Below are 25141 nucleotides of genomic sequence, written 5' to 3'. Positions count from 1 at the left end.
AAAGATGAAATACTCTATTTTTGATATGCTTTTACAAAAAGTTAAATAATGATAATCCTTGAATTCGTGTAAAGCTTAACTGAGCCGCCTGGAGATTGACTAGTTGTAAATTCAATTCCGTTGCAACAGCAACAGGATCAATTTCTCTGAGTTTTTTTAATGTCGCAGCACTGATATCCAAATAATCATTATTCGCTTTTTCAGCAGTTTCCAATTGATTGAGCCTTGCGCCCAAATCAGACTGTACGCTCAAAATGTGACCTAAAGCACTGTCAATCTGAGCTAACAATTGATTATTTTCAGTTTGAGTAGCTGCTTTTTCTACAGAGGAGGTATAGGGTTTATTTAAGTTATTTATCATGCGCTGTACAGTAGAGAAAATAGATTCATTTTTTGCTGGACTAATTGAAAATGAATCCCCTGCTTTGGGCAAGCCAGATACTACCATTTCCATACCATTAAAACCAATGGCACTACCCTCCTGATATAATGGTGCATCATCCGGTAAACCGCTTGGGGGTATCACATTACCACTGAGAGTACCACTCACCATGACTACCAGGTTACCCTGAGAATTTAAAGCAAAAGTCATTGTGTAATTATCAGGCACAAAAGCTGCTTCATTAGTCACGGAACCAGAACTGACTGAAGCTGTTCCTGTATTAGGCGTTAGCGTTTCCCTTATGGCAAAACGCCCATTTCCGCTTGGAATACGCATAAATACGTTGTCACCGGTATCATTAACTGCTACCAGCAAACTCGTTGTAACTGCTTGAAAACGCTGTGTGCTATCTCCGTTATAAACATATTGTCCCGAGAGATTCAATGACACTGGCTGTGTTAGCGATTTACTACCACTGAACATATAACTTCCATTACTGTCCTTGGTGTTGGCATAATCAAGTAATTGATTTAATAAAGCCTGGGCTTCAACAGCAAGGGTTTTTCTATCCTCTTCGGAAAGACTGGGATTACCAGCCTGAATTTGTATTTCTCGTAAGCGATGAAGTGAATTAACTGCATTGGATAATATCCCTTCCTCTAAACGTAAGGCACTGTCGGCTGCTTGACGATTATTTTGGAACAGCTCTATGTTGTTAATTCGCTGTTTAATCAGCTCAATTTGTGCCGATGCCACTGGATCATCAGATGGAGTCCGAACTCTTATGCCGCTGGCTTGTTGATCCTGAAGCCTTGCCAATCTCTCTTGTTGGGTCAACAAATTATCCAAACCCCGCTGATATATCTGATTGGTTGAAATACGCATTCATCACCTCATGATATCGAATAACAAGTTCATAATTTGATTGGATATTTCCATCAATTTTCCCGCTGCCTGATAAGCCTGTTGAAAGACAAGCAAATTGGCTCCCTCCTCATCCAGATTGACCCCACTTTTGCTATCCTGAAAATCCAATGCCTGCTTATGAAGTATATCGGCAGATTCAAAGCTGGTTTTAGCTTGATTGGTTCTGCCTCCCACTTCAGCAAGCAAATTACCATATCTATCAAATAAGGTTTCGCTGCCATTTGAAAAAATCTTGTTTTGTTGTATGTTGCCAAGGATCAAGCCATTGCGATTATCACCAAATCCACCAGTATTGTAATCAGTAGTAAATTGGTCTCCGGATTTGGGAATTCCGGATAAAACAACTGAATAAGAAGGAGTTATTCCATCGGGAATTTGAATGACATTGTTTGTATTTGGTATAAAGGCAAACGGACCGGCTGTTGTACTGTCCGTTACATTAACCAGGTTGTATTGAGTATCCGAAATGAAATCTATCCTGAATTGTTTGTTAACAGAAGCCGTATTCAATACTGGCCCTAAAATAATTTGACCTTGCCCGGTATTATTTAATGACGCCGTTGTTTTCACTGGAGAAGCCAGCGCAATTTCATAAGCATCCTTAATTTCCAAGGCAAAATCTCTGGCTGCTCCTCTGGTAGGGGTTAGAGTATAATGGTCATTATTTGCCAATTGCGATAAATCGTTTACTGTAATCGTCATTCCATCTATAACTACTTGCCCTGCTGGTGGGGCTGGTGGCGAGCTTGACCAGGTTAAGGTTGTAGAAGTACCATCTGATTTTCTTATCAATCGCAATTCATTAGCCCCAGTATCGCTAATTATCAGATCGTAATCGCTTAATTTCACTTGGGATATATCTGAGATATTGACAGATAAGACAGCAGTTCCACTATTGTCAGCTGAAGCTGTAGATCGTTTCAGCATTTGTCCCGGGGAATTAAAATCAGTAAAAAAATCCTTGCCAATTTGGCTATTCATGTCCATTCCCAACTTATGTTGGGTATTAAATGTCTGAGCTAAACCAATGGCCATTTGACCTATTAATTGGCTGGCCTGTCCCAAAACATTTTTCTCATAATCTATAAGACCGCCTAACATACCGGTAGTGAGCCTGTCTGTAATATCGACTTGGTTATTTCCTCCACTACTTAAAAAGATCCTTGTTCCAAAAATAGAATCTTTACCTGTACCTACTAGCAAATCGCGTTGCTGGGTTCCTGCCACTAGCATATCTCCGCTGGCAATTCCAACACTAATCGTACCATCACCCTGATCAAAAATACTAAGATCAGTATAACCAGATAATTGTTTGAGCAGCTCGTCTCTATGGTCAAGTAATTCAGGTATGTTGTTATTCCCTAATAATTTTCCATTGACTTCAGCCAACTCTTTTGTTATGCGATTAATTATTTTTACTGACTCTGTTAGTTGCAATGTTGAATTACGCTCATACTCTTCAAGTTTTGTTTGTAGCGAATTAAATTGCTGAGCTAATAACTGACTCTGTTTTAGTACCACACCTCTTGTCGCTATATTATCGGGAGTACTGTTCAATTGGCCTATTGAATCAAAAAAAGTTTGTAAAGGAACCGAAATACTTGATCCATCCTGTGAAAGCAATTTATCTATCTGAATTGCCTGATTATAAAACGCATCATACTGAGTTCTATAACTCAAGGTACTTCTAACCTGAGCATTGGCAAATTGATCAACGTTTCGATAAATCGATGCAACAGATACCCCTGCTCCTATGTATGAACCAGCATAGCGATTTGAGGTAATAGGTGTAAATTGGATAGATTGTCTGCTATACCCTCTGGTTTTAAAATTAGCAATATTATTGCCAGTAACATCTAAGGCACGCTGAAAAGCATTCAATCCTGAATAGGCAATATTAAGTATAGACATATTTTGTTCACTCCCTGAACTAATTTTTTCTTTAACTTGGGCCTAACTATTAACTTTGTTCGAATGATTCACATCGTTGTATTGCCTGGTTCAATTCATCACCATGATAAATAGACAAAATCTTATTACTATAATTTGGGTCAGTAGCATACCCTGCCTTATTAAGCTCACTGACAAAAATCTCAGGATTTTCTGCATTGGCCAAGGCCATCTGGTATCGCTCACTTCCCTTAATTAATGAAACATAGTCATGAAAACTATGCTCTATGGATGGATATTTTCTAAAGGAAGCATTGATCTTAATGGGTGTATCGGCAATGTATTCTGTTGTTTTAACCTGAATTGACTCTACTTCGCTATGCGACCCGGTTTTTATATTAAATAAATTATTACTGCTTGAACCATCTGCATCTCTTGTAACAAATCTACCCCAGCCAGTCTCCAATGCCGCTTGCGCTACCAACAGCTTGGGATCCAATCCAATTAATGATGCAGCCTGTTTTGCTGTGGGCCACACAGATTTTACGAAATCATCAACAACAGATAACGATTCTTCTGAATTAGTCACTTTAGTATTGTTGACCTCTGTAGAAGAATTAACTGGTTTATTTGCTTTATCCCCAACTGAATTTTCCAGTTGTTTAGCCAGCAGAGCTGCCAATCCTATCCCTTTAGACTCGGCAATAGTACTAGCATATTGTGCATCCAGCATCTCTTGAAAGGTTGCTTCATTCTTACCACTAAAAGGACTCGATTCATCAAGGAAATGTTGCCCCATCCTCATGCTTTTTAACATGGATTGCAAGAATATTCCTTCAAACTGTTTAGCTACCTCGGGCAACGCTTCTTTTGCATTGTTTTTTGCCTGAATTTTTAATTCATTTAACCCTTGAAAATCACTCGTAGCAATACTTTGTATGGTCATATCCATCACCTTTATATGACTATTAATGTAGCACTCAATGCGCCCGCCTGTTGTAAAGCTTCCAGTATGGAAATCACATCAGCAGGTGTTGCACCAACAGCATTGATCCCTCTGACTATATCTTTCAAAGTGGTACCCTTGGGTAAGATAAAGGCACGGTTATTTTTTTGCTGAATATTGACTTGTGATTGCTGCGTCGACACAGTCCGCCCTGAAGCAAAGGCATTAGGTTGACTGATAACGGGAGTCTCTGTAATGCTAACGACCAAATTACCATGAGATACGGCAGCAGATTTAACAATCACATTGCTTGAAATAACCACTGTTCCAGTCCTGGCATTAATAATAATTTTAGCCATGGCTTCGCCTGGTTTAAATTCAATATTCTCAAGTACTGAAACATAATCTACGCGCTGGGATAATTTTTTAGGAGCTGTTACTACCACAGACCCAGCATCTATAGCTTTGGCTGTGCCTGGTCCCATTAACTCATTGATAGCATCACTCATTCGTTTCGCTGTAGTGAAATCCGGGTTATGCAAGTTGTAAGTCAGTGAGTTTGAGTAATAAAAAGGATTAGGAATATCAGCTTCAATCGTAGCGCCATTAGGAATTCTTCCTCCACTTGGCACGTTAACAGTGACACTTGAACCATCGCTCCCAGAAGCACTGATACCAGATACTACAACGTTTCCCTGCGACATCGCATAGACACGACCATCCGCTCCTTTCAAAGGAGTAAGTAATAAAGTTCCACCTAATAAGCTTTTAGAATCGCCTATTGATGAAATGTTGACATCCATAGTCTGTCCTTTTTTCATAAAGCTGGACAAATTGGCAGTGACCATCACTGCTGCAATGTTTTTGGAATTGAGTCTAACTCCTGGAGGAATGTTAATTCCTAGTTGAGTCAACATATTAGCGAAACTGTCTTCAGTAAATTTCGTGCCAGTCTTATCCCCTGTACCGCTTAAACCGACTACCAACCCATACCCGACCAATTGGTTGACACGAACACCAGCTAAAGTAGCGATGTCTTTGATTCGTTCAGCAAAAACTTGAGTTGCAATCAAATGAATTGCCAATATCCATCGAATAACCAGCATTCGCCGCATCTTAATTCCTTGTCGTTTGTAATCTCGATAATTACCAATTAAGTCGGGAATAAAGGCCCCCATAAAATCCTTGATAACCATCCTTGAGCATTCGTATTATTAATTTGGCCAGTTCCACCATAAGAAATTCTCGCATTGGCAATTCTGTCAGAGGTAATAGTGTTATCTGCTTTTATATCCTGGGGACGAACTATCCCTGAAAGACGAACGAATTCATTGCCCTGGTTAATTCTGACCCATTTCTCACCTTGAACAACCATATTGCCATTCGCCAACACTTTGGCTACCGTCACTGATATACTGCCCGCTAACTTATTGTTTTGTATTGATCTGCCTTCTCCGTTAAACTGCCTTTGGTTATCCAAGTCAAAATCCATGCTGTAACCACTTCCCAAAGAGATGGGTCTACCCAAAAAGAGTTTATTTGTGATTTTTGTCGTATCATTTTTTCTCTGAGTGGTAGTCGCATTTTTCTGAGCATCAGTTTTTTCGATTAAATACACCGTTAATATATCACCCGGATGCCTTGCCCTCGGTGTTTCAAACAAAGGGAGAGCCGTTTCACTACTATAAATAGCACCACTTACCTTTCTTAATTCCTTGGGATCCGGAGTTACAGGATAAGTTGGAGCATAATCAGGATTGTCGCCTGGTGCCGGTGGGTGTAAGGCTTCACACCCAAACAACAAGGCTGTAGCTAAGCAAGAGACAGCTATATTTAATCGGTTCATAACCTATCTCACTTACAGAGTTTGGGTTAAATATTGCAACATACTGTCAACGGTCTGAATGCTTTTTGCTGTTATTTCATAGCTTCTTTGAGCCTGAATCATATTAACCAATTCTTCAACCACATTCACATTAGAAGCTTCTAATGAACCTTGCAATAAAGTACCTAATCCGGAGTTGCCAGGGTTATCTGTAATCGGTGTACCGCTTGCTACAGTTTCCGTATATAAATTCTGACCAATGGGTTGCAGCCCCGCAGGGTTTATAAAATCGGTTAATTGGATATTTCCTATAACGGATGGCGCATTATTCCCTGCGACTAAAGCACTAACCGTGCCATCTGTCCCAATAGTAATTTTGGTTGTTTGTGGCGGTATCGTAATGTTGGGCTGAAGAGGATACCCATTACTATTAACAATCTGGCCTGTACTATCAGTTTTAAAGCTTCCATCACGTGTATAGGATTGTGTGCCATCTGGCATTAAGACTGTAAAAAAGCCACGTCCTTCGATAGCAACATCCAACGCATTTTGTGTATTCTGAAGACTGCCCTGGCTGAATATTTTTTCTGTAGCAACCAGATGCACTCCTGTCCCCATGTTTATACCGGTAGGAATTTGCGAATTTTGTGAAGATTGAGCACCAGCCTGGCGAAGATTTTGATAAATTAAATCCTCGAATAAAGCTCTACCCTTTTTAAACGCAGTTGTGTTGACGTTAGCAAGATTATTCGCAATAGTAGCAATATTCTTATCCTGGGCTTCCAAACCTGATTTACTCACCCATAATGCTGGTTCCATAACGGCCTCCTGCTATTATTCTTATTATTATATCGGCCTTAATTATCATTTCAGTTTATCAAAGCCTTCCGTTCCTAAAATCACCTGTGACACCTAATTATTGGAAAACGGTTCGCCCTCAGTGAAACAAATTAAATTAATTAAGTTTACTCTTGCAATAGCTGTGCCAATTTTTGTCCATTATCATCGACTGTTGATAATAACTTCATTTGGGCATCAAATTCACGACCAGCACTAATCATAGCTACCATTTGATCAATCGCTTTTACATTACTCCCTTCCAATGCACCGCTTTGCAATTTAATATTACTATTAGCAGTAGCCGCACCTGATTTCAGTTGGATCAAACCTTCATCATTTTTATAGATATTATTTCTATCCAGCGTAACTAATTTAATCCTGTCTAAGATTGCCAGAGATTTGACATCACCTTCTAAAGGGACAATCGATATAGTTCCATCCGAACCAATCTCTATGGATTGAGCAGGCGGGATAGAAATTGGGCCTCCATCACCCAAAACAACCTTGCCTGAGGCAGTAATTAACTGCCCATTAGGATTCAAACGCAAACTGCCCCCTCTGGTATAAGCTTCACGACCTTGGCTGTCCTGAACAGCCATCCATCCGTCCCCATCAATGGCCACATCCAAGTCTCTGCCTGTGGTAATAATCTCTCCAGGAGAAGTATCAATTCCGTTCGCATTTTGAGTGATAAATGAATGAGCGCTGAATTGGTTATTTCCATTCGCATTATTCATGTACATGGTTTGTGCCTGATATAAATCAGCCTTAAACCCAGGGGTATTAATATTTGCCAAATTATTGGCAATTATTTCCTGTCTTTTAAAATCTGAACGGCTACCAGAAATGGAATTATACAGGATCGGTTCCATGACTTACCTCCTAGCGAATATTGATGATCGTTTGAGTAATCGCATCACCGGTTCGAATTGTTTGAGCATTCGCCTGAAAATTACGCTGAGCATTAATTAACTTGACCAATTCACCAGTCAAATCCACATTTGACTCTTCAAGTCTTCCTGAATTAATTAATCCCAAACCGCCACTCCCAGGAGCACTAATCAATGGCTGTCCTGAAGCAGTAGTTTCAGCCCAGCTGGTATTGCCTATATTTTGCAAACTTTCTGGATCTGCAAAATTAGCCAGCTGAATCTGGCCCATTGCTAAAGATTGGCCATTCGTATAACGACCATAGATCATTCCTGAATCATCAATATCCAGTCCAGCAAGGCTTCCGGTAGTATAGCCATTATTATAAGCCGACTGAACAGCAAAGGGACTACCAAATTGTGTACTATCCGATAAATCAATATTTAGATTTAAAGGACTGGAACCATTGTTTAAGTTGAATGACAAAGGAATTAAATTATTGGGTAAAGCGGCGTTTGAGGTATCGAATACTCCCGCAAACGAGCCATCAGAATTAAAGTTAGCTCGGAATAAATTATTTGTATTTTGAGCCCCCACATTAGGAGGAACGTTTTGATTGTCTATCTGAAATGCTACATACCATTGATTTTCTGTGCCAGCAGGTGATGCGGCATTAGGTGAACCAGCCAAGGCAGTAGAATCAGCATGAATAAAATACATGCTCAATACATGTGAATTTCCTAAACTGTCATAGATTGTTGACGAGGTGACATTGTTATAAGTATCGGTTGCCGGACTAGCCCCTCCGACCCAATCCACATTCGGCGCTTTGCTTTGAGAATTCAGATTAACGCCTACTGAGACATTTGAACTGGCTCTGGGGGTAATATTCGCGGTGTTTATTCTTAAATCGCCCGATGCTCCTGTAATTGCCCCATTAGAATCAGTTAGTAAACCAGTCAACCGTTGATTATTTGCATTGACTATATAGTTCTCATTATTCAACTTGAATTGCCCGGCCCGAGTATAAATCTTGGCTCCTTGATCACTTAATATAAAGAAACCCGAACCATTCACAGCCAGATCGAGCGTATTGTTTGAGGTACTTAATGTTCCTGTAGCGAATGATTGATGTACACGTGACAGTTTAACGCCACCACCTACAGCGTTGCTGCCAGAGCCATAAGCGCTGGATGAATAAATATCTGCAAACTCGGCTCTTGAGCCTTTAAATCCTATTGTGGCAGAGTTTGCAATATTATTACCTATAACTTCCAAATCTCTGGTTGATGCCTGAATTCCACTTAATGCTGTATTAAAAACCATAATAGCCTCCTGCTTTATAATTTTTTAGCATTTGCCCTTGACTGCTTTATAAGCAATGCGCTTATGACTTAAGCCATCGTTTCAATAAGGCCACGGTGACTGAAATCATTGATTTATACTGATATTTGCCTTACCTGACTTAAATAGACTGATCCTACGCCCGCTACATTAAGCTTTAGATCCTCGCCATTTTGCCCAAGACTAACACTATCGACATTGGCTGACGTCATAGTTTTCAATGCCACTTCTTGTCCGCCATAAGTACCAGTAACCTTTATTGTATATCTTCCTGATGCTAAACGTTGATTACTTTGGTCAGTACCATCCCAACTAAATTGGAAAAACCCGGGTTCTGGTTGTCCCAAGGGAATAGTTTTTATCAACTCGCCAGATTCCGTGTAGATTGCGGCACGAAGATTAGAAACACCAGGTGCCATATCAATGGCAGCTTTTACATCTCCTTCTGTACCCAGGCTCAGGGTATTGCTGTTTACTAACACCTTGCGGCCAACCAAAGCGGATGCTTGAAGCGCTTGATTAGATTGTAGAGATGAAGCTAATTGTTGGAGTGATTCTTGCATTTTTGTGATTCCATCATTGGTGCTAAACTGAGCCAGTTGAGATAAAAACTCCCCATTTGCCTGTGGTTGCAGAGGATCTTGATTTTGAACTTGTGCTACCATCAAACGCAAAAAATCCTGTTGCCCCAAGTTTTGTCTTTTACCTGAATCAATTTGATTCAAGCCTAAACCACCTGCTGAATTGGAACCATTTACTGAATTGGTAGTCATTCCCTTCCCCCTTATTCGCCTAATTGCAGCGTCCTTTGCATAAGTTGTTTGGTTGTATTAAGTAATTCAATATTCATTTGATAAGAACGAGAAGCTGAAATGATATTTGCCATTTCTTCAACGTAATTGATATTTGATGTATAGACAAACCCGTCTTTATCAGCTATTGGACTATTTGGATCGTACCTTCTGTGCGGTTCTGCATCACTCTCATAAATACCATCCAGTTTCACGCCAGCCTTAATTTGCTCCCCCATCCATTGATTTGCATTCTCCTGGACTGACTTGAAAACAGGATATTTGGCTTGATAGACCTCATCTGGACTACCTGCTTCAACATTCGCATTACTCATATTGCCAGCACTGGTAGTCAAACGCACTGTTTCTGCGGTCATTGCAGAAGCCGCAATGTCAAAAATTGCATTTAATGACATGATTATTCCCCTTTCAATGCGGTCAGCATGGACTTGATTTTGCCATTTAAGAAACTCAAGCTGGCCTGATAATTCAATGCATTTCGAGCAAACTCGGTAGTTTCCATATCTTTATCAACGGTATTACCATCTAAAGAAGCATGATGTGTCATTCGGTATTTCAAATGAGTCATAAAATCGGCATTGGTATTAATATGCTGGTCCGAAGTTACCCTTAACTGCTGGCTGTTACCGGCCATAGTTGCTGTCAGTACTTCATTAAAATCAACATCCCGGGCTTTAAAATTCGGTGTATTAACATTGGCTATGTTATTAGCAAGAACTGATGCCCTCTGATCTCTTGCAATCAACGCCTTGGCATGAATCCCAAAATAAGAATCAAGATTAATGGCCATATTTACTCCTGTCTTATTGTTATTTAAGTCTTAACCATCATTTGACATTATGCCAATTTTCCAATGCACTATATGGCTTCATACTTGTCTTCAAACCTCACTGAAACATAAAAATGATAAAAAAACCTATTTAAACAAAGCAAACATTGTGCCAATATCCAAAAAATGAGAAAATGAAGCATCCAAGCGCTAATTCCCTATGCAGAGTCTCATCATGCCAATCTCAAAGACACTTCCTTATAATGCAATAGAGCAAATTAAATCTTATCTGCTCCAACTCCAAAACACAATTTGTGTCTCACTGGAGTCAATTGATGGCAAAACCAGATTCCATGAGGATTCCTGGCAGCGAGCTGCTGGAGGTGGAGGAAAAACAAGAATAATGGCGAATGGGAATGTCTTTGAAAAAGCCGGCGTCAATTTTTCACATGTTTCAGGGGAACAATTACCAGCATCAGCCAGTGCACATAGAGAAGAATTGGCAGGAAGACATTTCAGCGCATTAGGGGTATCTCTGGTCATTCATCCTCAAAACCCCTATGTGCCAACAACACATGCCAATGTTCGATTTTTTGTCGCTGAAAAGGAGGATTCAGAACCAGTCTGGTGGTTTGGTGGAGGATTTGATTTAACCCCTTATTATGGATTTGTTGAAGACTGTGAGCATTGGCATCAAACGGCATTAAATGCCTGTTTACCTTTTGGAGAAACGATTTACCCAAAATTCAAGCGTTGGTGCGATGATTATTTTTTTATTAAGCACAGAAATGAAGCACGTGGGATTGGCGGCTTATTTTTTGATGATTACAATGAAATCAGCTTTGATCACAGCTTTGAACTCATGCGTAGCATAGGCGATCATTTTATTCTGGCTTATGAACCCATAGTGGCTCGCCGTAAAGACATCCCTTTTGGCAACAGGGAAAAAGCATTTCAGAATTACCGCAGAGGCCGTTATGCGGAGTTCAATTTAGTCTATGATCGAGGCACTTTATTTGGTCTGCAATCTGGCGGAAGGACTGAGTCCATATTGATGTCCCTGCCTCCCATTGTTCATTGGGAATACAATTGGCATCCTGAAAAAGGCAGTGATGAAGAAAAATTATACACGGATTTTTTACCTGCAAAAGATTGGTTGAAAAAGGAGTAAAACACCAAACTCAAAAATAAATGATATCCTTCTCCCCTTACCTGAAAATTTCGAGGAGCCAGTATACATGCAGTAAATAAGCACCGCGAAACGTTTACAACGCGCAATAAAATGGAAGAGACAGTTTATGCAAGAGATCTGTTGTTAAGCTATCTCCTCTGAGCTTCTTCTTAAGGTTCTTAACCCAAGAAACAAGAACATCGCAGCAACCAAATTTAAAAGACAAAGTATCAAAAAAACCTGAGGAATTGAAAAGCTAAAAAACAATAACAGCATGACTAACAAAGTTCCCATTACCATAAACAAGGCATTGAAAATATTGTTCGCCGCAATCGTTCTAGCCCTGTTCTCAACTGGACTTATAATTTGCAAGTAAGTATACAAGGGAACTACAAATAGTCCTGCACAAAATGCTAACATAAATAAATCAAAAGCAATTCGCCAATGGGTAAATGAAGTAAAAAAATTAAATAAGTTAAATAAGGGGGTCTTTAAATCATGACCCGCAGGAGATGACCAATACAAATCAAAAGCAAAAAAAGTAAAAGCGAGCATGGCCATTGGGACAGCAGAAAGATTAACTTGTCCTTTCAATAACCAATTTATAGTAATTGATCCCAGAGCAATGCCTATTGAAAATAAGGCAAGAAATAGAGCAAAAACATGAGCGCTAGCCCCCAAAACATAATGGGTATAATCAGGTAATTTGGTCAGCATGATAGCGCCAATTAACCAAAACCAGGAAATAGTTAATATGGATATAAGAATTCCATATTCTTTTTTCGCCTCCTTTAGCATCTTCACTGTGGCCCGCCATAAATTAAAATCCACTTTTAATTCATGAAGTGCTGATGGTGCAGGAGGTATAAACAGGCTGGAGACCAAACCAGAAAAAGCGGCACTTAAGGTCATAATAATCGCGATATAAGGGGTAGCCTCCTTCCCTCCAACGGTTAACGTACCCAATGTAGTGCCTAATAAAATAGCAATAAAAGTGCTGGCTTCAATTAGGCCTGTCGCTGCTAATAAATTTTTCTTAGGCAAATGGTCTGGTAAAATCGCATATTTGATAGGTCCAAAGAAAGAAGAATGTACCCCCATCCCAGTCAAAGTACACATCATCAAGAAAATGCTCCCACTGTATAATGCAATACCTCCAATAATCATTAATAACACTTCAAGCACCTTAACCAGACGAGTCAACAAAGCCTTGTCATATTTATCTGCCAATTGTCCGGAAGTAGCGGAAAAGATAAAGAAAGGTAGAATGAATAAAGCGCCTGCAATAGCCTGATAATATTCCGACTGTTCTTGTGTATGGCTTAAATGATAGCTAATCATAGTCAACATCGCTAGCTTATAAGCATTATCGTTAAAAGCACCAAAAAATTGGGTCAGGAAAAGGGGCAAAAATTTTCTTTGTTTGAGAAGACCAATAAAACCTGCTGCCATTAGAGCTCCATTTGTGCTTTAAAACTAAAGTTAAGTTAACAAGGATATTTATGTATTGAATGAAAGTAAATGATAAATACCAGATAAAAAGCTTATAGGATGCCACTCCCACTATTTAATTTACAAATGCAGCACATTGTGATTGTTATTTCGCGATATTAATTTTGGACGAATTTATTTCAGGAATTGGAATGACAAAAGAACATACAGGAGATTTACACTAGCCAACACCCCAACCGGCTCATCCATTTTTACTTATCATTTGAAAAATAAAATTAGCGCGGTCTTTAATAGGGCATTTGGGAACCTCTAATAACACATACCCACAATCAAAATACCCCTCTTTTACAGCATAATAAGTTTGCAACGCTTCTTGATAATCCTGTTGGCGCTCATCGTCATTTTCATAAATTTCAGGCCAGGGAGGGAAAATAAAGACTGTTTTATTATAACGAAATCGTCCAACAGCCTCATTCACTTCTTTACTCGCCTCACCACAAAATGCTTTGGAGTAACCATACAAATCCGGGATTCCCCGATCGAAAAATACAATTTTTTCCTCTGACTGCATCTTACAATAATCTGCAATCGATTGTTCAAGCATCAAGTCTCGAAACGCTTTTCTATTTCCAGTATGTATCGCATCACCACCATCAGCCTGTTGTTTTTGAATAATAGAACGTGCTACTTCAGAAACTGTTAAATAGCCCCAAGTATTTAACTCATTCAATACGGCAGTTTTGCCAGAGCCAGGTCCTCCCGTAAATATAAAAAAATTAGTGCATAGCATTAAATCCGCTACCATAACCTGTCATACCTTTAAAAATTGCTCATAAATTAAATTACAAAGCTTTTAGTGTACTCATATCAATTCTCTTAAGCTTTTATCCAGCTTATCTGTTTCGCAATAATAAAAATGAGTATCCAAAGGGCACAGCTCAAATTCTTTAGGTAAAGAATTCTTATTAACAAGAACAAATCCATTCTTTTCATAAAAACGTCTTGCTGCGTTTAACTGGGCTACTGTCCCCAAAAACAGCTTTTTAAATCCATGTTTCATGGCGTTTCTAACTAAAGTCAGCATTAATTTTTGAGCTAATCCTAACCCTCGATACTTAGGCGCAATAAAAAATTTTTTTACTTCCCCTTCAGTATGATTTAACTTCTTTAAACCGATAGAACCGATAATCCCCCCTTGTTCGTCAACCGCATACCAAAAATTACAACTGCTATAATAGCAATACTCCTCTTCGGCCTTTAAAATTGATGCATTGATTTCAGGAGTAATCGAAAGATGAAACTCATTCACTTGAATATTTTCAATCATATTAACAATTTGTTTACGCAAAGCTCTGGAAGTTGACAAGCGTAAAATTCTAATCTGATCACGAATTAAACGACTTTGTTCTAAAGCTTGAGCATACTTTCCAATTGCAGTAATTACTTGTTCCCTCTCTTCGTCAGTTAAATAATGAAATGCTCTTTTTATTTTAGTATTAGAATATTCATCAATATAATTTACCTTTTCCTTACCCTTATCAGTGACTCTTAAAAAACGCTCTCTCTTATCCAGCCCTTCGTTTACCGTAACCAATTCATCATTAATCAAAGAATTCACTATCCGCGACAGAGTAGGTAATGAAACTAACAACAATTGACTCAATTTGGAAATAGTAATATTGGGTTCTTTATTTATTTCAATTAAAGTATGCCAATAAGAAGGCTGCTCCTTTGCAGCTAACTTATTTAATTGCAACATACCTAATTCTCGTACCAATTTTCTTGAATATTGCCTGAGTAAATCAATTGGATCATCAATCATCTTGCCTCTCATACTATAAAAACTATATTAATAATTGCACATATTATAAATTAATATTAAAATAATTCCATATTTTATATATTTTTATTAAATTACTTGGTTAGAAAGTGAGAAAATCTATTTAATGCGGATAGAAAACCACCCTTTCCAACCCTGAGGTGAGATACATTTAGAGAGTTTAAGTCATAGAAATAATGTCGTATTCACTAAATGTAAAACCAAAAAAGAGCGTTTAAAAATTAGCTATGATATTGGCTGAAAAACTTAATAAAAAAACTTGGAGTTTCTATGGAACAATGGCATCAATTTACTCTACTATTTCCTTTAATTATTTTAGTTTTTATTTCATTAATCAGTCCTGGGCCAGATTTTGCTATCACAGTCAAAAACAGCTTGGCTTATTCCAGAAAGAGTGGTTTATTAACCGCATTAGGAATAGCTTTGGGCAGCTTGGTTCATATCAGTTACACTCTTCTTGGATTAGGCTTGTTTATTACCAAAACGCCTATAATACTGCATATCATCCAGTATCTAGGCGCTGGATACCTCTTTTATATTGGCCTTAAAAATCTTGGTGCCAAGCCAAATGCTGACCAAATAGGAAGTTATACAACGAACAACGATTTAAAACCAAGCGAAGCTTTTTTCAATGGGTTTATAACGAATTTATTGAATCCCAAAGCCATGCTCTTTTTTATCAGTTTATTTTCAGTGCTTATGCCCAGAGAAATCTCAATCTCCACCAAATTATTCCTGGCAATTGTCCTCTTTCTACAAACATTGTTATGGTTTTCTTTTGTTGCATTCAGTCTTTCTGGAAAAAATACGCGTACGAAATTTCAAAGAATTAGCTATTGGATTGAGCGTATTACAGGTGTCATTTTAATTGCATTGGCATTAAAATTATTGCTAAGCCAATTGGTCTAATGCTCAGATAGAAGAACATACAAAATCCATCAAACTTTTATTAAGGAATTCTGTATACGATATAAAACATGCTTCGCTAACCTGTGATCAGAGACTAATTTAGGATGTAAAAAATCTCCCGCAAAATCTCTGATCATCCCAATCCGCTCCATAACACCCCTTGAGCGGGAATTATCAGGTACGGTAAAAGAAACTATTTCGGGAATATGCATATCCAGAAAAGCATATTCAAGTACCGCTTTTGCCCCTTCTGTAGCATAACCTTGCCCCCAAAACTCAGTTGCCAAACGCCAGCCTATCTCTACACAAGGAGTGAAGTGAGCATTCCAGGTTGGAGCATTTAATCCAATAAAACCAATAAACTGCTTATTGTCCTTCACTTCAGCTGCCCACAAAGTAAATTTTTTTTGAGATAATTGTTCATTCATTCTGATAATGAAATCTTTAACCATATCCATAGACCACAATTCGGGGAAATACTTCATGACCCGAGGATCCTGACTCATTCTATAGAAAGGGATAGTATCTTCTCTATCCCAAGCTCTTAGCAAAAGCCTTGAGGTTGTTAAATATTTCATGGCAAATATATTCTTCCTTCCAAATAAAGATGGCAATTTCCATAGAGTAACACTCTGTTTTCCTTCACTTCACAATAAAGATCACCTTGTCTGAGACCTCCTTGTAAAGCAGTTATATGGTTCTTCTTTAACCGTTCACACCAATAAGGAGCAATAACACAATGAGCAGATCCTGTTACCGGGTCTTCTGGTACATTACAACCAGGGTAAAAACAACGAGAATAAACATCGGTTGATGTTCCTGGAGCAGTTAAAATCAACCCCCTATAGTCAAGATGAGCCACAGCATTCAAATCAGGCTTGGCCTCACTCACTTCTTCTGCATTTTGATACACAAACATCAAATCAAATTGACTTTGTAGTACCTTAAATGGTTTTTTTAAATTCAAATGCTCTAGTTCCCTTCTAAAATCGATTTCTTCATAAGGTAGAGCTGGAAAATCCATAACCAAGCCTTGCTCTGTGTTTTTAACCCATAGTTTACCGCTCAAGCTATGAAATAAAATTTCTTTTCCAGAAAATCCCAATTGATTAAAAAGTACATAAGAGCTGGCAAGAGTAGCATGCCCACATAATGCCACTTCTTCATTGGGGGTAAACCATCTGAGCCTGTATCCCTCATCTTCTCGAACAAAAAAGGCTGTTTCAGATAAATTATTTTCAGCAGCAATGGCTTGCATAGTCTCATCACTTAACCATTTATCTAACGGGCAAACAGCAGCAGGATTACCTTTGAATAAATTTGAGGCAAATGCATCCACTTGATAGATTGGTAAGCTTTTCATAGATGTCTCCTAAAACAACTTGTAGATAATAACATAGCTTGTTATTATATAGCAAGCTATTTAATTGTGAGAAATTTATGTATCTTTCCTCTCTGCTAAAAAAAACAAATCGTTTGTTAATCAAGCGAGCCAATGAATTAATTAAACCTTATGCTCTGAATCATGCCTACACTTATATATTGATGGAACTGTATAATGAAAATGGGTTGACGCAATCTGAATTGGTTCAATTGATTGAAGTGGAACAACCTACCCTTGTAAGAACTTTGGATCGAATGGAAAGAGATGGATTTATTACTCGAAAACCAAGCTCCATGGATAGAAGAGTCGTTCATATTTTTCTTACAGAAAAAGCCAGACTTTTGCAAAAAAAATTAGATGAATGTTCTAGAATGCTTAACCACGAGATACTCGCTGGTTTTTCAGAAGATGAAAAAACAAAATTACAAGAGCTTACTCATCGCGTTCTTGATAATTTAAGGAATCCCATTGAATAATTTATAATGATATTACTAATCGCTTCATTCTATAGCGTCACCAATGTGGGCTTTACTAATTTTTCAAAATCACCAAAAGAGAGTTGCATCAATTCCGAATGAGAACCCGCATTGAATAAGATATTATCCTGTGCACTCAGTTTAGTCGACACCAATACTGGTAAACCATACAAATTACCGAATGGGGGCATAGCTCCAACATCACATTCCGCAAATTTCCCTTCAAACTCTGATTCAGTAGCAAGTTCAAGATCAGAAGTACCAATAGCTTCTTTAAGTTTCATAAAGGTAATATGGTCACTTGCAGGTAATACTACCATGGCTAAACGTCCATCCATTTTTATAATAACCGTCTTTGCCAGTTGTTTTCCTGAAACATGAGCAGAAGCAGCGATTTCTTGTGCAGTGTACGCTGGTGAATGAGCTATAGACAAATATTTTATCTTATGGCTGTCCAAAAATTGTTTAAGCTTTTTAACTGGCATGACAAACTCCTTTTCGATACTAACTCATTCTTTCAGAAAATGCCCTCTCTCAAGTGCCCTTATTTAAAATTTTGAATCATTTGTTTGGAAGCAGTCATTTCGCCTAAACAATTACTCAACAGCAAACTGCAAATTACCAATAGGCCTCTGATACCCCTGTTAGTTCATAATATGGCGTTTACCTTCAACGTAAACCGTACTTGCAGCAGCCTCCTGTGTGTTTTTAACCGTTTCAACAAATCGTACTCGGTCACCAACCTCTAATTTATTGATGTCATAATCAACGACACTTTGGCCTGTAAATCGTATCAGACGCCCATCAATTGTTTCTATGTAGCCATAATCAGCAATGGGACATACTTCAAGAACTCTCCCACCACGAATAGAATCCTCATGACGCTTGACATGGCCTCGCCGTTGATTTGCATAATTTTTAAGCTGGCGCTCAATCGCATTAAAAGCGTCTCTTAGAGAAACATATACATCTTCATGCGCATGCTTGTTTGATGATTCACGGCTCACAACTAACTCAGCATCAGGAACTGTCAGATCAATACGTACATGATAAAGCTTTCCTTTGTTATGATGGCGATGAGGAGACTCAATGACTACTCGACAACCCATTATTTTGTCATAAAGACAATCAAGCTTTTTAGCAAGTTTTATAGCCCTGCTTTCAACAGCTTTTGATGGATCCATATTTCGGAATGTCACCTGAATAGGAAGTAACATTTTTAACCTCCCTTATGTTTTGATTATGAATAATTTCAGATCTTATTTACTAATCTATAGACAAAAAAAATGTTGCTTTCAATAGAAAAATGATAAGCACTTGAATTAACAATAAAAATAAAATTATTAAAACCAAACTAAAAAATGGTATAAAAAATGAATTGAGTTGACATACAAATACTTTATATCTGAGAAACTTAATGAGCATATAACAACAGGAGACTGATGCTTTTTGGGGGGATTGCATACGTGGATAAGCCTAAGAGTTCGACGCTGCACTCCGAAGCAAGATCGCTTCAGACCATTCTCTTTAACTTACACTCGTCCTCAAGTCAGCCACCTTCTCCATTCATTTTAGATTTGGAACAGCTGTACTTTTTGACTCGGCAGTAGACTATAAAATTACCGGATTTTATGTCAAACTCTCAGGTTTCTATAAACATGCTCTTAAGTACTTTAACGAGGCTTTAAAAAATAAAGCGTAGCCTCACCAGATAAAATCATCTGGCTTATTCTTCTGTGTGTACTGATTCGCTAGCCACTACCACATTTTGTGCTTTCAAACCCTTAGGTCCTCGATCAAGTTCAAAGGTGACTGGATCATTTTCATGCAGCGTTTTAAAACCAACTCCCTGAATGTCTTTGTAATGCACGAAAATATCTTCGCCTTTTTGATTAACAATAAAACCAAATCCTTTTTTTTCATTAAACCATTTAACATGGCCTGTTTCTCTTTGCGACATTCGCATTTCCCCTTTGACTTACACAGATACATCAAAATTGTTATTTGAATAAATAAAAGTTCACTTTAGCGCAACTTAAAGTGAAAAAATAAATCACTCCCTAATAAGGAATTTACGCTATAATAAACCCTTTTCCATGCAAGGATAAATCCTGCACTATGATTAGCATATCAGTTTTTTGTTGATTGTTAAGGATTTTTTTAAAATATGTGATTGTTTTCAATAAAATTTTGTATTAGGAAACCAGAATGAATCATACCAAATCATCTTTTATAAAATTAGCTCTGGAGTGTCAAGTACTTAAATTTGGTGAATTTACTTTAAAATCAGGACGAATAAGTCCCTATTTCTTTAACGCTGGTTTATTTTATCACGGTGATTCCTTACGTAAGTTAGGTCAATTTTATGCAAAAACCCTTTTAGAACAAGAAGTTTCTTTTGAGCACTTGTTTGGACCAGCGTACAAAGGTATCCCACTCGCTACCGCAACTGCAGTGGCCTTGGCTGAGTTAGGCAGGGACATTACAGTGACTTTTAATCGTAAAGAAGTAAAAACTCATGGAGAAGGCGGACAATTAATTGGTTCGCCGCTAACAGGAAGGACAGTGATCATTGACGATGTGATTACAGCGGGCACAGCATTCAGAGAATCACAAACCCTGATTAAAGAGAATGGAGGGATTCTTCGTGGTGTCATTATCGCTCTGGACAGATGCGAACGAGGATTAACTGAGAAATCAACCCTGTCAGAAATCAGGGAGCAAGGAATTGAAGTCTATTCAATTATCAATTTGTTTGATCTAATAGAATTTCTGAAAAATGACAATCAATACGAACAGGTACAAAAACTGGAGTCCTATCAAGAGCGTTATGGCGCATAATATTAGGATTACAGATTTTCCTTAAAAAAGAGTAAGACAATCATCACTCATTGTGTTTTCAGTTGCTGAGCTATCCATGAAGATCAGCAACTTACACTGAGATTGCCTCCGTCTATTGCTTGACGTCTTCTTCTCTAAGTTCCAACCATACTGCATTAAGCACCGCGAACACACAAGCCAGTCCTGTGCCCAAAATCCAGGAGAAATACCACATAGAAAAACCTCCTAATACGCAGAATCTTGCTCTGCTTTAATAGAACTTTCAGTTACCTTACCTCGTAATACTCGATAAACCCAAGCCGTGTATGCAAGCACAATAGGCAATAATAATACCGTTGCCACTAACATAATAAACAAAGTAACCTGGCTGGAAGAGCTATCCCAAACGATCAAACTGTATTTAGGATTTGAAGAAGAGGGTAATATGAAAGGAAACATACTAACCCCTACCGTTGCAATCAAAGTACCAACGCTCAATCCGCTCAGCACAAAAGCCAACACACTTTTATTCGCAAAAATAATCGCTAAAAAAGCGGATATTATGCATAAAACAGGCACTAAAAGTGATACTGGATACTCTTTATAATTATTAAACCATGCTCCGGCTTGAATAATGACGTCCTTGTAAGAAGGATTTGATGGCCCATCATGGGGAACTGTTCCTTTTAAAACATAACCATCAATACCATAATAAACCCAAGCCCCTAATCCAATAAATAAAAAAATAACCAAAAGAGCACTCCAGCGAGCCCTGTCTTTTGCTTTATTTTGCAAAGTCCCTACAGTTTTTACTTGAATAAAAAAAGCACCATGCATGGCAAGCATAAGCACAGATAATAATCCACACCCTAAAGCAAACGGATTGAGTAATTCAAAAAAACTTCCCGTATAGAATACTCTTAAACTCTCATCAAAATAAAATGGAACACCTTGTATGACATTTCCAACCGCTACCCCAAAGATTAAAGCCGGAACAAATCCACCGATGAATAAAGCCCAATCCCAAAATGCTCTCCATATGGGGTTATCCAGCTTTGATCTGTATTTAAAGCCAACGGGTCTTAAAATCAACGCCAAAAGAACAACCAGCATAGCCAAGTAAAAACCTGAGAAAGATAAGGCATAGAGAGTAGGCCAAGCCGCAAAAATAGCGCCTCCGCCCAGTATAAACCAAACCTGGTTACCCTCCCATGTTGGGCCAATGCTGTTAATTAATATCCGTCTCTCAATATCTGTTCTACCTAACCAGGGAAGCCACATTGCCACACCAAGGTCAAATCCATCCATAATGGCAAAGCCAATAAGCAAAATACCTATTAACAACCACCAAATTATTCTGAGTGTTTCATAATCCAAAGGCATTTGATTCTCCTTTCATCAATGATGATTCATACCATCTGGGCCAAGACGTATGTATTTGACCATCAAGTAAATCTCAACAATTGCAAGAACAGTATAAAACAATACAAAACCTGCGATTGAAGTCATTACTTGTCCTGATGTTAAAGAGGAGGCCCCCATAAAAGTAGGCAGAATACCCTCAACAACCCAGGGTTGACGGCCATATTCTGCTACTATCCACCCTAATTCAGCAGCTATCCAAGGTAAAGGCAAAGAGTAAAATGCAACCCTGTGGTACCAAGATGTTTTTTCCAATCGATGTCTTACAGACAAATAAAAACCGGTTGCGAAAAGAAGTATAAAATATATCCCACAAGCAACCATAATTCTAAATGAGAAGAACATTGGCAGGACTTTAGGTTTGAGATCGTTCGCCGCTTGATTTATTTGCTCCTCAGTAGCATCCGTCACATTCTCAGTATACTTCTTAAGCAATAAAGCATAACCAAGATTTTCGCTATGTTTTGTAAAAACAGCCTTGGCTTGTTCGTTCTTTGGATCTTTCTGAAGAACTTTCAATGCATCGTATGCAATCATCCCATCTTTGATTTTTAATTTTCCTTCCTCAATTAATTCAATAATACCTTGTAAAGGGGTATTAAACGAACGCGTGGCAATAATACCAAGGGCATAAGGAATATCTATTGCATATTTTGTCGTTAGAGTCTTCTCATCTGGTATTCCAAAAACAGTCAAATTGGCGGGAGCTTTCTCGGTATGCCACATCGCCTCCATAGTAGCCAACTTCATTTTTTGGTTTTCATTGGCAACATAACCGCTCTCATCGCCCAGTACCACAACAGACAATGCCGAAGCCAAACCAAAAGAAACTGCGACCGTCATTGAGCGTTTGGCAAACGCTTTATTTCGCCCCCGCAAAAGAAAATAGGCGCTTATGGATAAGACAAACATGGCTCCTGTTACATATCCCGCACTGATGGTATGCACAAACTTGGCCTGAGCAACAGGATTAAACAGCATTTCGTAGAAACTGCTAACCTCCATTCTCATCGTTTGGTAATCAAAATAGGCGCCTACAGGATGTTGCATCCAACCATTAGCAATTAAAATCCACAATGCTGAAAGATTAGTGCCTAAAGCTAATAACCATGTTGAGGTCAGATGCTGCAATTTTGACAATCTATTCCAGCCAAAGAAAAATAAACCCACAAAGGTAGCTTCCAGAAAAAAGGCCATTAGCCCTTCGATCGCCAGTGGAGCACCAAATACATCTCCCACATAATGTGAATAGTAAGCCCAGTTAGTACCAAACTGGAATTCCATAGTCAGACCGGTTGCAACTCCCAAAACAAAATTAATCCCAAACAAAACACCCCAGTATTTGACCATTTTCTTCCAGAGATCACGGCCAGTCATTACATAAACTGTCTCCATGATAGCTAACATAACCGATAACCCCAGCGTAAGGGGTACAAATAGAAAATGATATAGTGCAGTTAATGCAAATTGTAACCTTGATAAATCAACAACTTCAGCAGCTGGAATCATAAAACTACCTCTTGTTATTTGGGGTAAGTACTGTTTGTTCTTCTTTTCCTAACAACCATTCTTTATTACTAGACAACTCAGGATGCATTCCTCTGACACAGAAATACCATAATAAAACGAGCAATATCATTTTAAATGAAAGGGTAAATACAATATCTCTGGTAAGTGGTTTCATGACATTTCCTCAGGATTTATCATATCGACAGTCTCTGATAAAAATATTTACTTCTGCCTTTTGATTTTCAGTCAATCCAGTTTCCCGGAAAGAGACCTGTATACTCTACCCCATCCAGAATTTTTTTTCACTAAATTATTGACAATGCTAAAGATAATCATTATCATCATTAAAATGTTACAATACGTTAATACATTAACATGAAAATACACGGATCTTTTAAAAAATCTGCGCTGCCTAATTTGATGCAAGCTATCAGCTTGCTTAAAAACGAAGACGAAGCCATGCAGTTTTTTACAGACTTATGTACTCCTGCTGAACTAGAATCTATGGCTGATCGATGGCAAATAGTTCCTTTGCTACGCCAGGGCATCCCATACAGAACGATTCATGAAGAAACAGGGGTCAGTGTAACAACCATCACGCGAGTTGCGCGTTGTTTAAGCTTTGGTACAGGCGGTTATCGTTTAATAGCCGAAAGATTGGAGAAGTTGTGAAAAATCGTTTACGTCTGGCCTTACAAAAAAAAGGCCGATTATCAGATGAATCTTTAAATCTCCTACAACGCTGTGGTTTAAAGTTTCGTATTAAACCAAACGCATTATTAACTCATGTTGATAATTTTCCAATCGATTTACTATTTGTTCGCGATGATGACATCCCTACTCTCGTATTCGACAGTTTATGTGATGGTGGCATCGTGGGAGAAAATGTGCTGCTGGAAGCTTCTTTTAACAGACCAGACAAAGCCTATAGAAAAATATTGGCATTAGGCAGTTGTACTTGTCGTTTATCGATAGCAGTACCAGAAGCATTCGACTATCAAGGAGCCGGTAGTTTGGATGGGAAGCGAATTGCAACCAGCTATCCAAATTTACTCAACAATTATCTTGCTGAACGAAAAATTAGTGCGGAAATTCTGACATTATCCGGCTCGGTTGAGGTAGCGCCACGAATGGGAATGGCTGATGTCATATGCGACTTGGTATCCACTGGCCAAACACTCGAAGATAACAAACTCAAAGAAGTCGATACTGTTCTTAACAGTCAGGCCGTCTTTATTCAAACTCAGAGACAATTGGATCCTGATATTCAAGAGTTGTTTGCCATGCTTGCCAGAAGAATCCAGGCTGTCCAGCAAGCTCAGGAAAGAAAATACATAGTTTTTCATGCGCCCAAATCCGCCCTTGAGCGAATTGCTCAGAAATTACCAGGCGCTGAGTCCCCAACCATTCTTCCATTACCGGGAAACAATGAAAAAGTTGCAGTGCATGTAGTCTCCAGTGAAGGTGTGTTTTGGAATACGTTAGAGACAATTCAATATTTAGGTGCCAGCTCCATCCTGGTATTACCCATTGAAAAAATGCTGGAGTAATTC

General features: G+C 38.5%; 29 protein-coding genes. 6 read left to right on the top strand and 23 right to left on the bottom strand.

Features of this window, described 5'->3' with window-relative positions; all coding sequences use genetic code 11:
* Positions 1–31 precede the first annotated feature (31 nt).
* The 11 genes from flgL to flgB form a co-directional block, all read right to left on the bottom strand.
* Positions 32–1267, bottom strand: coding sequence for a flagellar hook-associated protein FlgL (gene flgL / locus LPG_RS06115; RefSeq protein WP_010946958.1), 1236 nt, complete (start codon positions 1265–1267; stop codon positions 32–34).
* Positions 1268–1270: 3 nt separating this feature from the next.
* Entirely contained in the window at positions 1271–3220 is a 1950-nt protein-coding gene (gene flgK, locus LPG_RS06110) for a flagellar hook-associated protein FlgK (RefSeq protein ID WP_010946957.1), read from the bottom strand.
* Positions 3221–3269: 49 nt separating this feature from the next.
* On the bottom strand, positions 3270–4145 hold the full coding sequence (locus LPG_RS06105) for a flagellar assembly peptidoglycan hydrolase FlgJ (protein ID WP_015444575.1): 876 nt from the start codon (positions 4143–4145) through the stop codon (positions 3270–3272).
* A gap of 11 nt (positions 4146–4156) precedes the next feature.
* Entirely contained in the window at positions 4157–5260 is a 1104-nt protein-coding gene (locus tag LPG_RS06100; RefSeq protein ID WP_015444576.1) for a flagellar basal body P-ring protein FlgI, read from the bottom strand.
* 38 nt (positions 5261–5298) lie between these two features.
* Complete coding sequence (flgH, locus tag LPG_RS06095; RefSeq protein WP_010946954.1) at positions 5299–5991, bottom strand: flagellar basal body L-ring protein FlgH; 693 nt, start codon at positions 5989–5991, stop codon at positions 5299–5301.
* Between the two features lie 12 nt (positions 5992–6003).
* Positions 6004–6789 (bottom strand): flagellar basal-body rod protein FlgG, encoded by a 786-nt coding sequence (flgG, locus tag LPG_RS06090; RefSeq protein WP_010946953.1) that lies wholly within the window; start codon positions 6787–6789, stop codon positions 6004–6006.
* A 146-nt stretch (positions 6790–6935) separates the two neighbouring features.
* Positions 6936–7682: a flagellar basal-body rod protein FlgF gene (gene flgF / locus LPG_RS06085; RefSeq protein ID WP_010946952.1), complete on the bottom strand. Its 747-nt coding sequence runs from the start codon at positions 7680–7682 to the stop codon at positions 6936–6938.
* Positions 7683–7692: 10 nt separating this feature from the next.
* A complete protein-coding gene (flgE, locus tag LPG_RS06080; protein ID WP_010946951.1) occupies positions 7693–9006 on the bottom strand; it encodes a flagellar hook protein FlgE in 1314 nt (437 codons plus the stop codon).
* A gap of 113 nt (positions 9007–9119) precedes the next feature.
* Positions 9120–9797 carry a flagellar hook assembly protein FlgD gene (gene flgD / locus LPG_RS06075; RefSeq protein WP_010946950.1) on the bottom strand — a complete coding sequence of 226 codons (678 nt, stop codon included), beginning with the start codon at positions 9795–9797 and terminating at the stop codon, positions 9120–9122.
* A gap of 11 nt (positions 9798–9808) precedes the next feature.
* Positions 9809–10231, bottom strand: coding sequence for a flagellar basal body rod protein FlgC (gene flgC / locus LPG_RS06070; protein WP_010946949.1), 423 nt, complete (start codon positions 10229–10231; stop codon positions 9809–9811).
* A 2-nt stretch (positions 10232–10233) separates the two neighbouring features.
* Positions 10234–10626: a flagellar basal body rod protein FlgB gene (gene flgB / locus LPG_RS06065; RefSeq protein WP_010946948.1), complete on the bottom strand. Its 393-nt coding sequence runs from the start codon at positions 10624–10626 to the stop codon at positions 10234–10236.
* A 214-nt stretch (positions 10627–10840) separates the two neighbouring features.
* On the opposite strand from flgB, the gene hemF reads away from it, so the two are divergent.
* A complete protein-coding gene (gene hemF / locus LPG_RS06060) occupies positions 10841–11776 on the top strand; it encodes an oxygen-dependent coproporphyrinogen oxidase (protein ID WP_011946321.1) in 936 nt (311 codons plus the stop codon).
* A gap of 144 nt (positions 11777–11920) precedes the next feature.
* Here the strand turns inward: hemF and LPG_RS06055 are convergent, their stop codons facing one another.
* From LPG_RS06055 to LPG_RS06045, 3 genes are all read right to left on the bottom strand, one after another.
* Positions 11921–13228 (bottom strand): MFS transporter, encoded by a 1308-nt coding sequence (locus tag LPG_RS06055; protein ID WP_010946946.1) that lies wholly within the window; start codon positions 13226–13228, stop codon positions 11921–11923.
* 241 nt (positions 13229–13469) lie between these two features.
* Positions 13470–14033, bottom strand: coding sequence for an AAA family ATPase (locus LPG_RS06050; RefSeq protein ID WP_010946945.1), 564 nt, complete (start codon positions 14031–14033; stop codon positions 13470–13472).
* A 57-nt stretch (positions 14034–14090) separates the two neighbouring features.
* Positions 14091–15050: a bifunctional helix-turn-helix transcriptional regulator/GNAT family N-acetyltransferase gene (locus LPG_RS06045; protein ID WP_015444578.1), complete on the bottom strand. Its 960-nt coding sequence runs from the start codon at positions 15048–15050 to the stop codon at positions 14091–14093.
* A 288-nt stretch (positions 15051–15338) separates the two neighbouring features.
* On the opposite strand from LPG_RS06045, the gene LPG_RS06040 reads away from it, so the two are divergent.
* Positions 15339–15977: a LysE family translocator gene (locus LPG_RS06040; RefSeq protein WP_015444579.1), complete on the top strand. Its 639-nt coding sequence runs from the start codon at positions 15339–15341 to the stop codon at positions 15975–15977.
* Positions 15978–16006: 29 nt separating this feature from the next.
* Here LPG_RS06040 and LPG_RS06035 read toward each other — a convergent pair whose 3' ends face one another.
* Positions 16007–16555 (bottom strand): GNAT family N-acetyltransferase, encoded by a 549-nt coding sequence (locus LPG_RS06035; RefSeq protein ID WP_016356874.1) that lies wholly within the window; start codon positions 16553–16555, stop codon positions 16007–16009.
* The gene (locus LPG_RS06030) at positions 16552–17340 is read right to left on the bottom strand and encodes a PhzF family phenazine biosynthesis protein (RefSeq protein ID WP_010946941.1); all 789 of its coding nucleotides are present in this window, start codon (positions 17338–17340) and stop codon (positions 16552–16554) included. Before LPG_RS06030 ends, LPG_RS06035 begins: the two co-directional genes overlap by 4 nt.
* A 77-nt stretch (positions 17341–17417) precedes the next feature.
* Here LPG_RS06030 and LPG_RS06025 point away from each other — a divergent pair, with 77 nt between their 5' ends.
* On the top strand, positions 17418–17837 hold the full coding sequence (locus tag LPG_RS06025) for a MarR family winged helix-turn-helix transcriptional regulator (RefSeq protein ID WP_010946940.1): 420 nt from the start codon (positions 17418–17420) through the stop codon (positions 17835–17837).
* A gap of 29 nt (positions 17838–17866) precedes the next feature.
* On the opposite strand, the gene LPG_RS06020 is transcribed toward LPG_RS06025, so the two are convergent.
* From LPG_RS06020 to LPG_RS06010, 3 genes are all read right to left on the bottom strand, one after another.
* Positions 17867–18322, bottom strand: a complete 456-nt coding sequence (locus LPG_RS06020) for an aminoacyl-tRNA deacylase (protein ID WP_010946939.1) — start codon at positions 18320–18322, stop codon at positions 17867–17869.
* A 159-nt stretch (positions 18323–18481) separates the two neighbouring features.
* Entirely contained in the window at positions 18482–19054 is a 573-nt protein-coding gene (locus LPG_RS06015; protein WP_010946938.1) for an HPF/RaiA family ribosome-associated protein, read from the bottom strand.
* Between the two features lie 509 nt (positions 19055–19563).
* Positions 19564–19797 carry a cold-shock protein gene (locus LPG_RS06010; RefSeq protein ID WP_011213557.1) on the bottom strand — a complete coding sequence of 78 codons (234 nt, stop codon included), beginning with the start codon at positions 19795–19797 and terminating at the stop codon, positions 19564–19566.
* A 248-nt stretch (positions 19798–20045) separates the two neighbouring features.
* On the opposite strand from LPG_RS06010, the gene pyrE reads away from it, so the two are divergent.
* Positions 20046–20678, top strand: coding sequence for an orotate phosphoribosyltransferase (pyrE, locus tag LPG_RS06005; protein ID WP_010946936.1), 633 nt, complete (start codon positions 20046–20048; stop codon positions 20676–20678).
* Positions 20679–20790: 112 nt separating this feature from the next.
* On the opposite strand, the gene cydX is transcribed toward pyrE, so the two are convergent.
* From cydX to cydP, 4 genes are read right to left on the bottom strand one after another with little or no spacing between them, the layout of a single operon-like run.
* Complete coding sequence (gene cydX / locus LPG_RS06000) at positions 20791–20892, bottom strand: cytochrome bd-I oxidase subunit CydX (protein ID WP_016356871.1); 102 nt, start codon at positions 20890–20892, stop codon at positions 20791–20793.
* Between the two features lie 11 nt (positions 20893–20903).
* Positions 20904–22040, bottom strand: a complete 1137-nt coding sequence (gene cydB / locus LPG_RS05995) for a cytochrome d ubiquinol oxidase subunit II (RefSeq protein WP_010946935.1) — start codon at positions 22038–22040, stop codon at positions 20904–20906.
* A 15-nt stretch (positions 22041–22055) separates the two neighbouring features.
* Positions 22056–23588: a cytochrome ubiquinol oxidase subunit I gene (locus LPG_RS05990; protein WP_010946934.1), complete on the bottom strand. Its 1533-nt coding sequence runs from the start codon at positions 23586–23588 to the stop codon at positions 22056–22058.
* A 4-nt stretch (positions 23589–23592) separates the two neighbouring features.
* Positions 23593–23763 (bottom strand): cytochrome oxidase putative small subunit CydP, encoded by a 171-nt coding sequence (gene cydP, locus LPG_RS15245; RefSeq protein ID WP_015444582.1) that lies wholly within the window; start codon positions 23761–23763, stop codon positions 23593–23595.
* Between the two features lie 200 nt (positions 23764–23963).
* Here cydP and LPG_RS05985 point away from each other — a divergent pair, with 200 nt between their 5' ends.
* Positions 23964–24260 carry a YerC/YecD family TrpR-related protein gene (locus LPG_RS05985; RefSeq protein WP_015444583.1) on the top strand — a complete coding sequence of 99 codons (297 nt, stop codon included), beginning with the start codon at positions 23964–23966 and terminating at the stop codon, positions 24258–24260.
* The gene (gene hisG / locus LPG_RS05980) at positions 24257–25138 is read left to right on the top strand and encodes an ATP phosphoribosyltransferase (RefSeq protein WP_025862427.1); all 882 of its coding nucleotides are present in this window, start codon (positions 24257–24259) and stop codon (positions 25136–25138) included. The genes LPG_RS05985 and hisG overlap by 4 nt, the downstream gene beginning before the upstream one ends.
* Positions 25139–25141: the final 3 nt, after the last annotated feature.

Origin of the sequence: Legionella pneumophila subsp. pneumophila str. Philadelphia 1 (assembly GCF_000008485.1) — a bacterium.
Classification (GTDB): domain Bacteria; phylum Pseudomonadota; class Gammaproteobacteria; order Legionellales; family Legionellaceae; genus Legionella; species Legionella pneumophila.
Note: the sequence above shows the minus strand (reverse complement) of the source record. Positions and strands in the feature narration are given on the sequence as shown.

Bases quoted from the DNA above. Each gene is read 5' to 3' on its own strand.
- cydX (WP_016356871.1), bottom strand. From the start codon at position 20,892: ATGTGGTATTTCTCCTGGATTTTGGGCACAGGACTGGCTTGTGTGTTC.
- LPG_RS06105 (WP_015444575.1), bottom strand. From the start codon at position 4,145: ATGACCATACAAAGTATTGCTACGAGTGATTTTCAAGGGTTAAATGAA.
- LPG_RS06050 (WP_010946945.1), bottom strand. From the start codon at position 14,033: ATGGTAGCGGATTTAATGCTATGCACTAATTTTTTTATATTTACGGGA.
- flgG (WP_010946953.1), bottom strand. From the start codon at position 6,789: ATGGAACCAGCATTATGGGTGAGTAAATCAGGTTTGGAAGCCCAGGAT.
- LPG_RS06035 (WP_016356874.1), bottom strand. From the start codon at position 16,555: ATGAAATATTTAACAACCTCAAGGCTTTTGCTAAGAGCTTGGGATAGA.
- LPG_RS06030 (WP_010946941.1), bottom strand. From the start codon at position 17,340: ATGAAAAGCTTACCAATCTATCAAGTGGATGCATTTGCCTCAAATTTA.
- LPG_RS05985 (WP_015444583.1), top strand. From the start codon at position 23,964: ATGAAAATACACGGATCTTTTAAAAAATCTGCGCTGCCTAATTTGATG.
- flgK (WP_010946957.1), bottom strand. From the start codon at position 3,220: ATGTCTATACTTAATATTGCCTATTCAGGATTGAATGCTTTTCAGCGT.
- cydP (WP_015444582.1), bottom strand. From the start codon at position 23,763: ATGAAACCACTTACCAGAGATATTGTATTTACCCTTTCATTTAAAATG.
- flgF (WP_010946952.1), bottom strand. From the start codon at position 7,682: ATGGAACCGATCCTGTATAATTCCATTTCTGGTAGCCGTTCAGATTTT.
- LPG_RS06055 (WP_010946946.1), bottom strand. From the start codon at position 13,228: ATGGCAGCAGGTTTTATTGGTCTTCTCAAACAAAGAAAATTTTTGCCC.
- flgD (WP_010946950.1), bottom strand. From the start codon at position 9,797: ATGACTACCAATTCAGTAAATGGTTCCAATTCAGCAGGTGGTTTAGGC.
- flgH (WP_010946954.1), bottom strand. From the start codon at position 5,991: ATGAACCGATTAAATATAGCTGTCTCTTGCTTAGCTACAGCCTTGTTG.
- flgB (WP_010946948.1), bottom strand. From the start codon at position 10,626: ATGGCCATTAATCTTGATTCTTATTTTGGGATTCATGCCAAGGCGTTG.
- LPG_RS06020 (WP_010946939.1), bottom strand. From the start codon at position 18,322: ATGCCAGTTAAAAAGCTTAAACAATTTTTGGACAGCCATAAGATAAAA.
- flgC (WP_010946949.1), bottom strand. From the start codon at position 10,231: ATGTCATTAAATGCAATTTTTGACATTGCGGCTTCTGCAATGACCGCA.
- LPG_RS06040 (WP_015444579.1), top strand. From the start codon at position 15,339: ATGGAACAATGGCATCAATTTACTCTACTATTTCCTTTAATTATTTTA.
- LPG_RS06015 (WP_010946938.1), bottom strand. From the start codon at position 19,054: ATGTTACTTCCTATTCAGGTGACATTCCGAAATATGGATCCATCAAAA.
- LPG_RS06025 (WP_010946940.1), top strand. From the start codon at position 17,418: ATGTATCTTTCCTCTCTGCTAAAAAAAACAAATCGTTTGTTAATCAAG.
- flgE (WP_010946951.1), bottom strand. From the start codon at position 9,006: ATGGTTTTTAATACAGCATTAAGTGGAATTCAGGCATCAACCAGAGAT.
- LPG_RS06045 (WP_015444578.1), bottom strand. From the start codon at position 15,050: ATGATTGATGATCCAATTGATTTACTCAGGCAATATTCAAGAAAATTG.
- hemF (WP_011946321.1), top strand. From the start codon at position 10,841: ATGCCAATCTCAAAGACACTTCCTTATAATGCAATAGAGCAAATTAAA.
- cydB (WP_010946935.1), bottom strand. From the start codon at position 22,040: ATGCCTTTGGATTATGAAACACTCAGAATAATTTGGTGGTTGTTAATA.
- LPG_RS06010 (WP_011213557.1), bottom strand. From the start codon at position 19,797: ATGTCGCAAAGAGAAACAGGCCATGTTAAATGGTTTAATGAAAAAAAA.
- flgL (WP_010946958.1), bottom strand. From the start codon at position 1,267: ATGCGTATTTCAACCAATCAGATATATCAGCGGGGTTTGGATAATTTG.
- pyrE (WP_010946936.1), top strand. From the start codon at position 20,046: ATGAATCATACCAAATCATCTTTTATAAAATTAGCTCTGGAGTGTCAA.
- LPG_RS06100 (WP_015444576.1), bottom strand. From the start codon at position 5,260: ATGCGGCGAATGCTGGTTATTCGATGGATATTGGCAATTCATTTGATT.
- LPG_RS05990 (WP_010946934.1), bottom strand. From the start codon at position 23,588: ATGATTCCAGCTGCTGAAGTTGTTGATTTATCAAGGTTACAATTTGCA.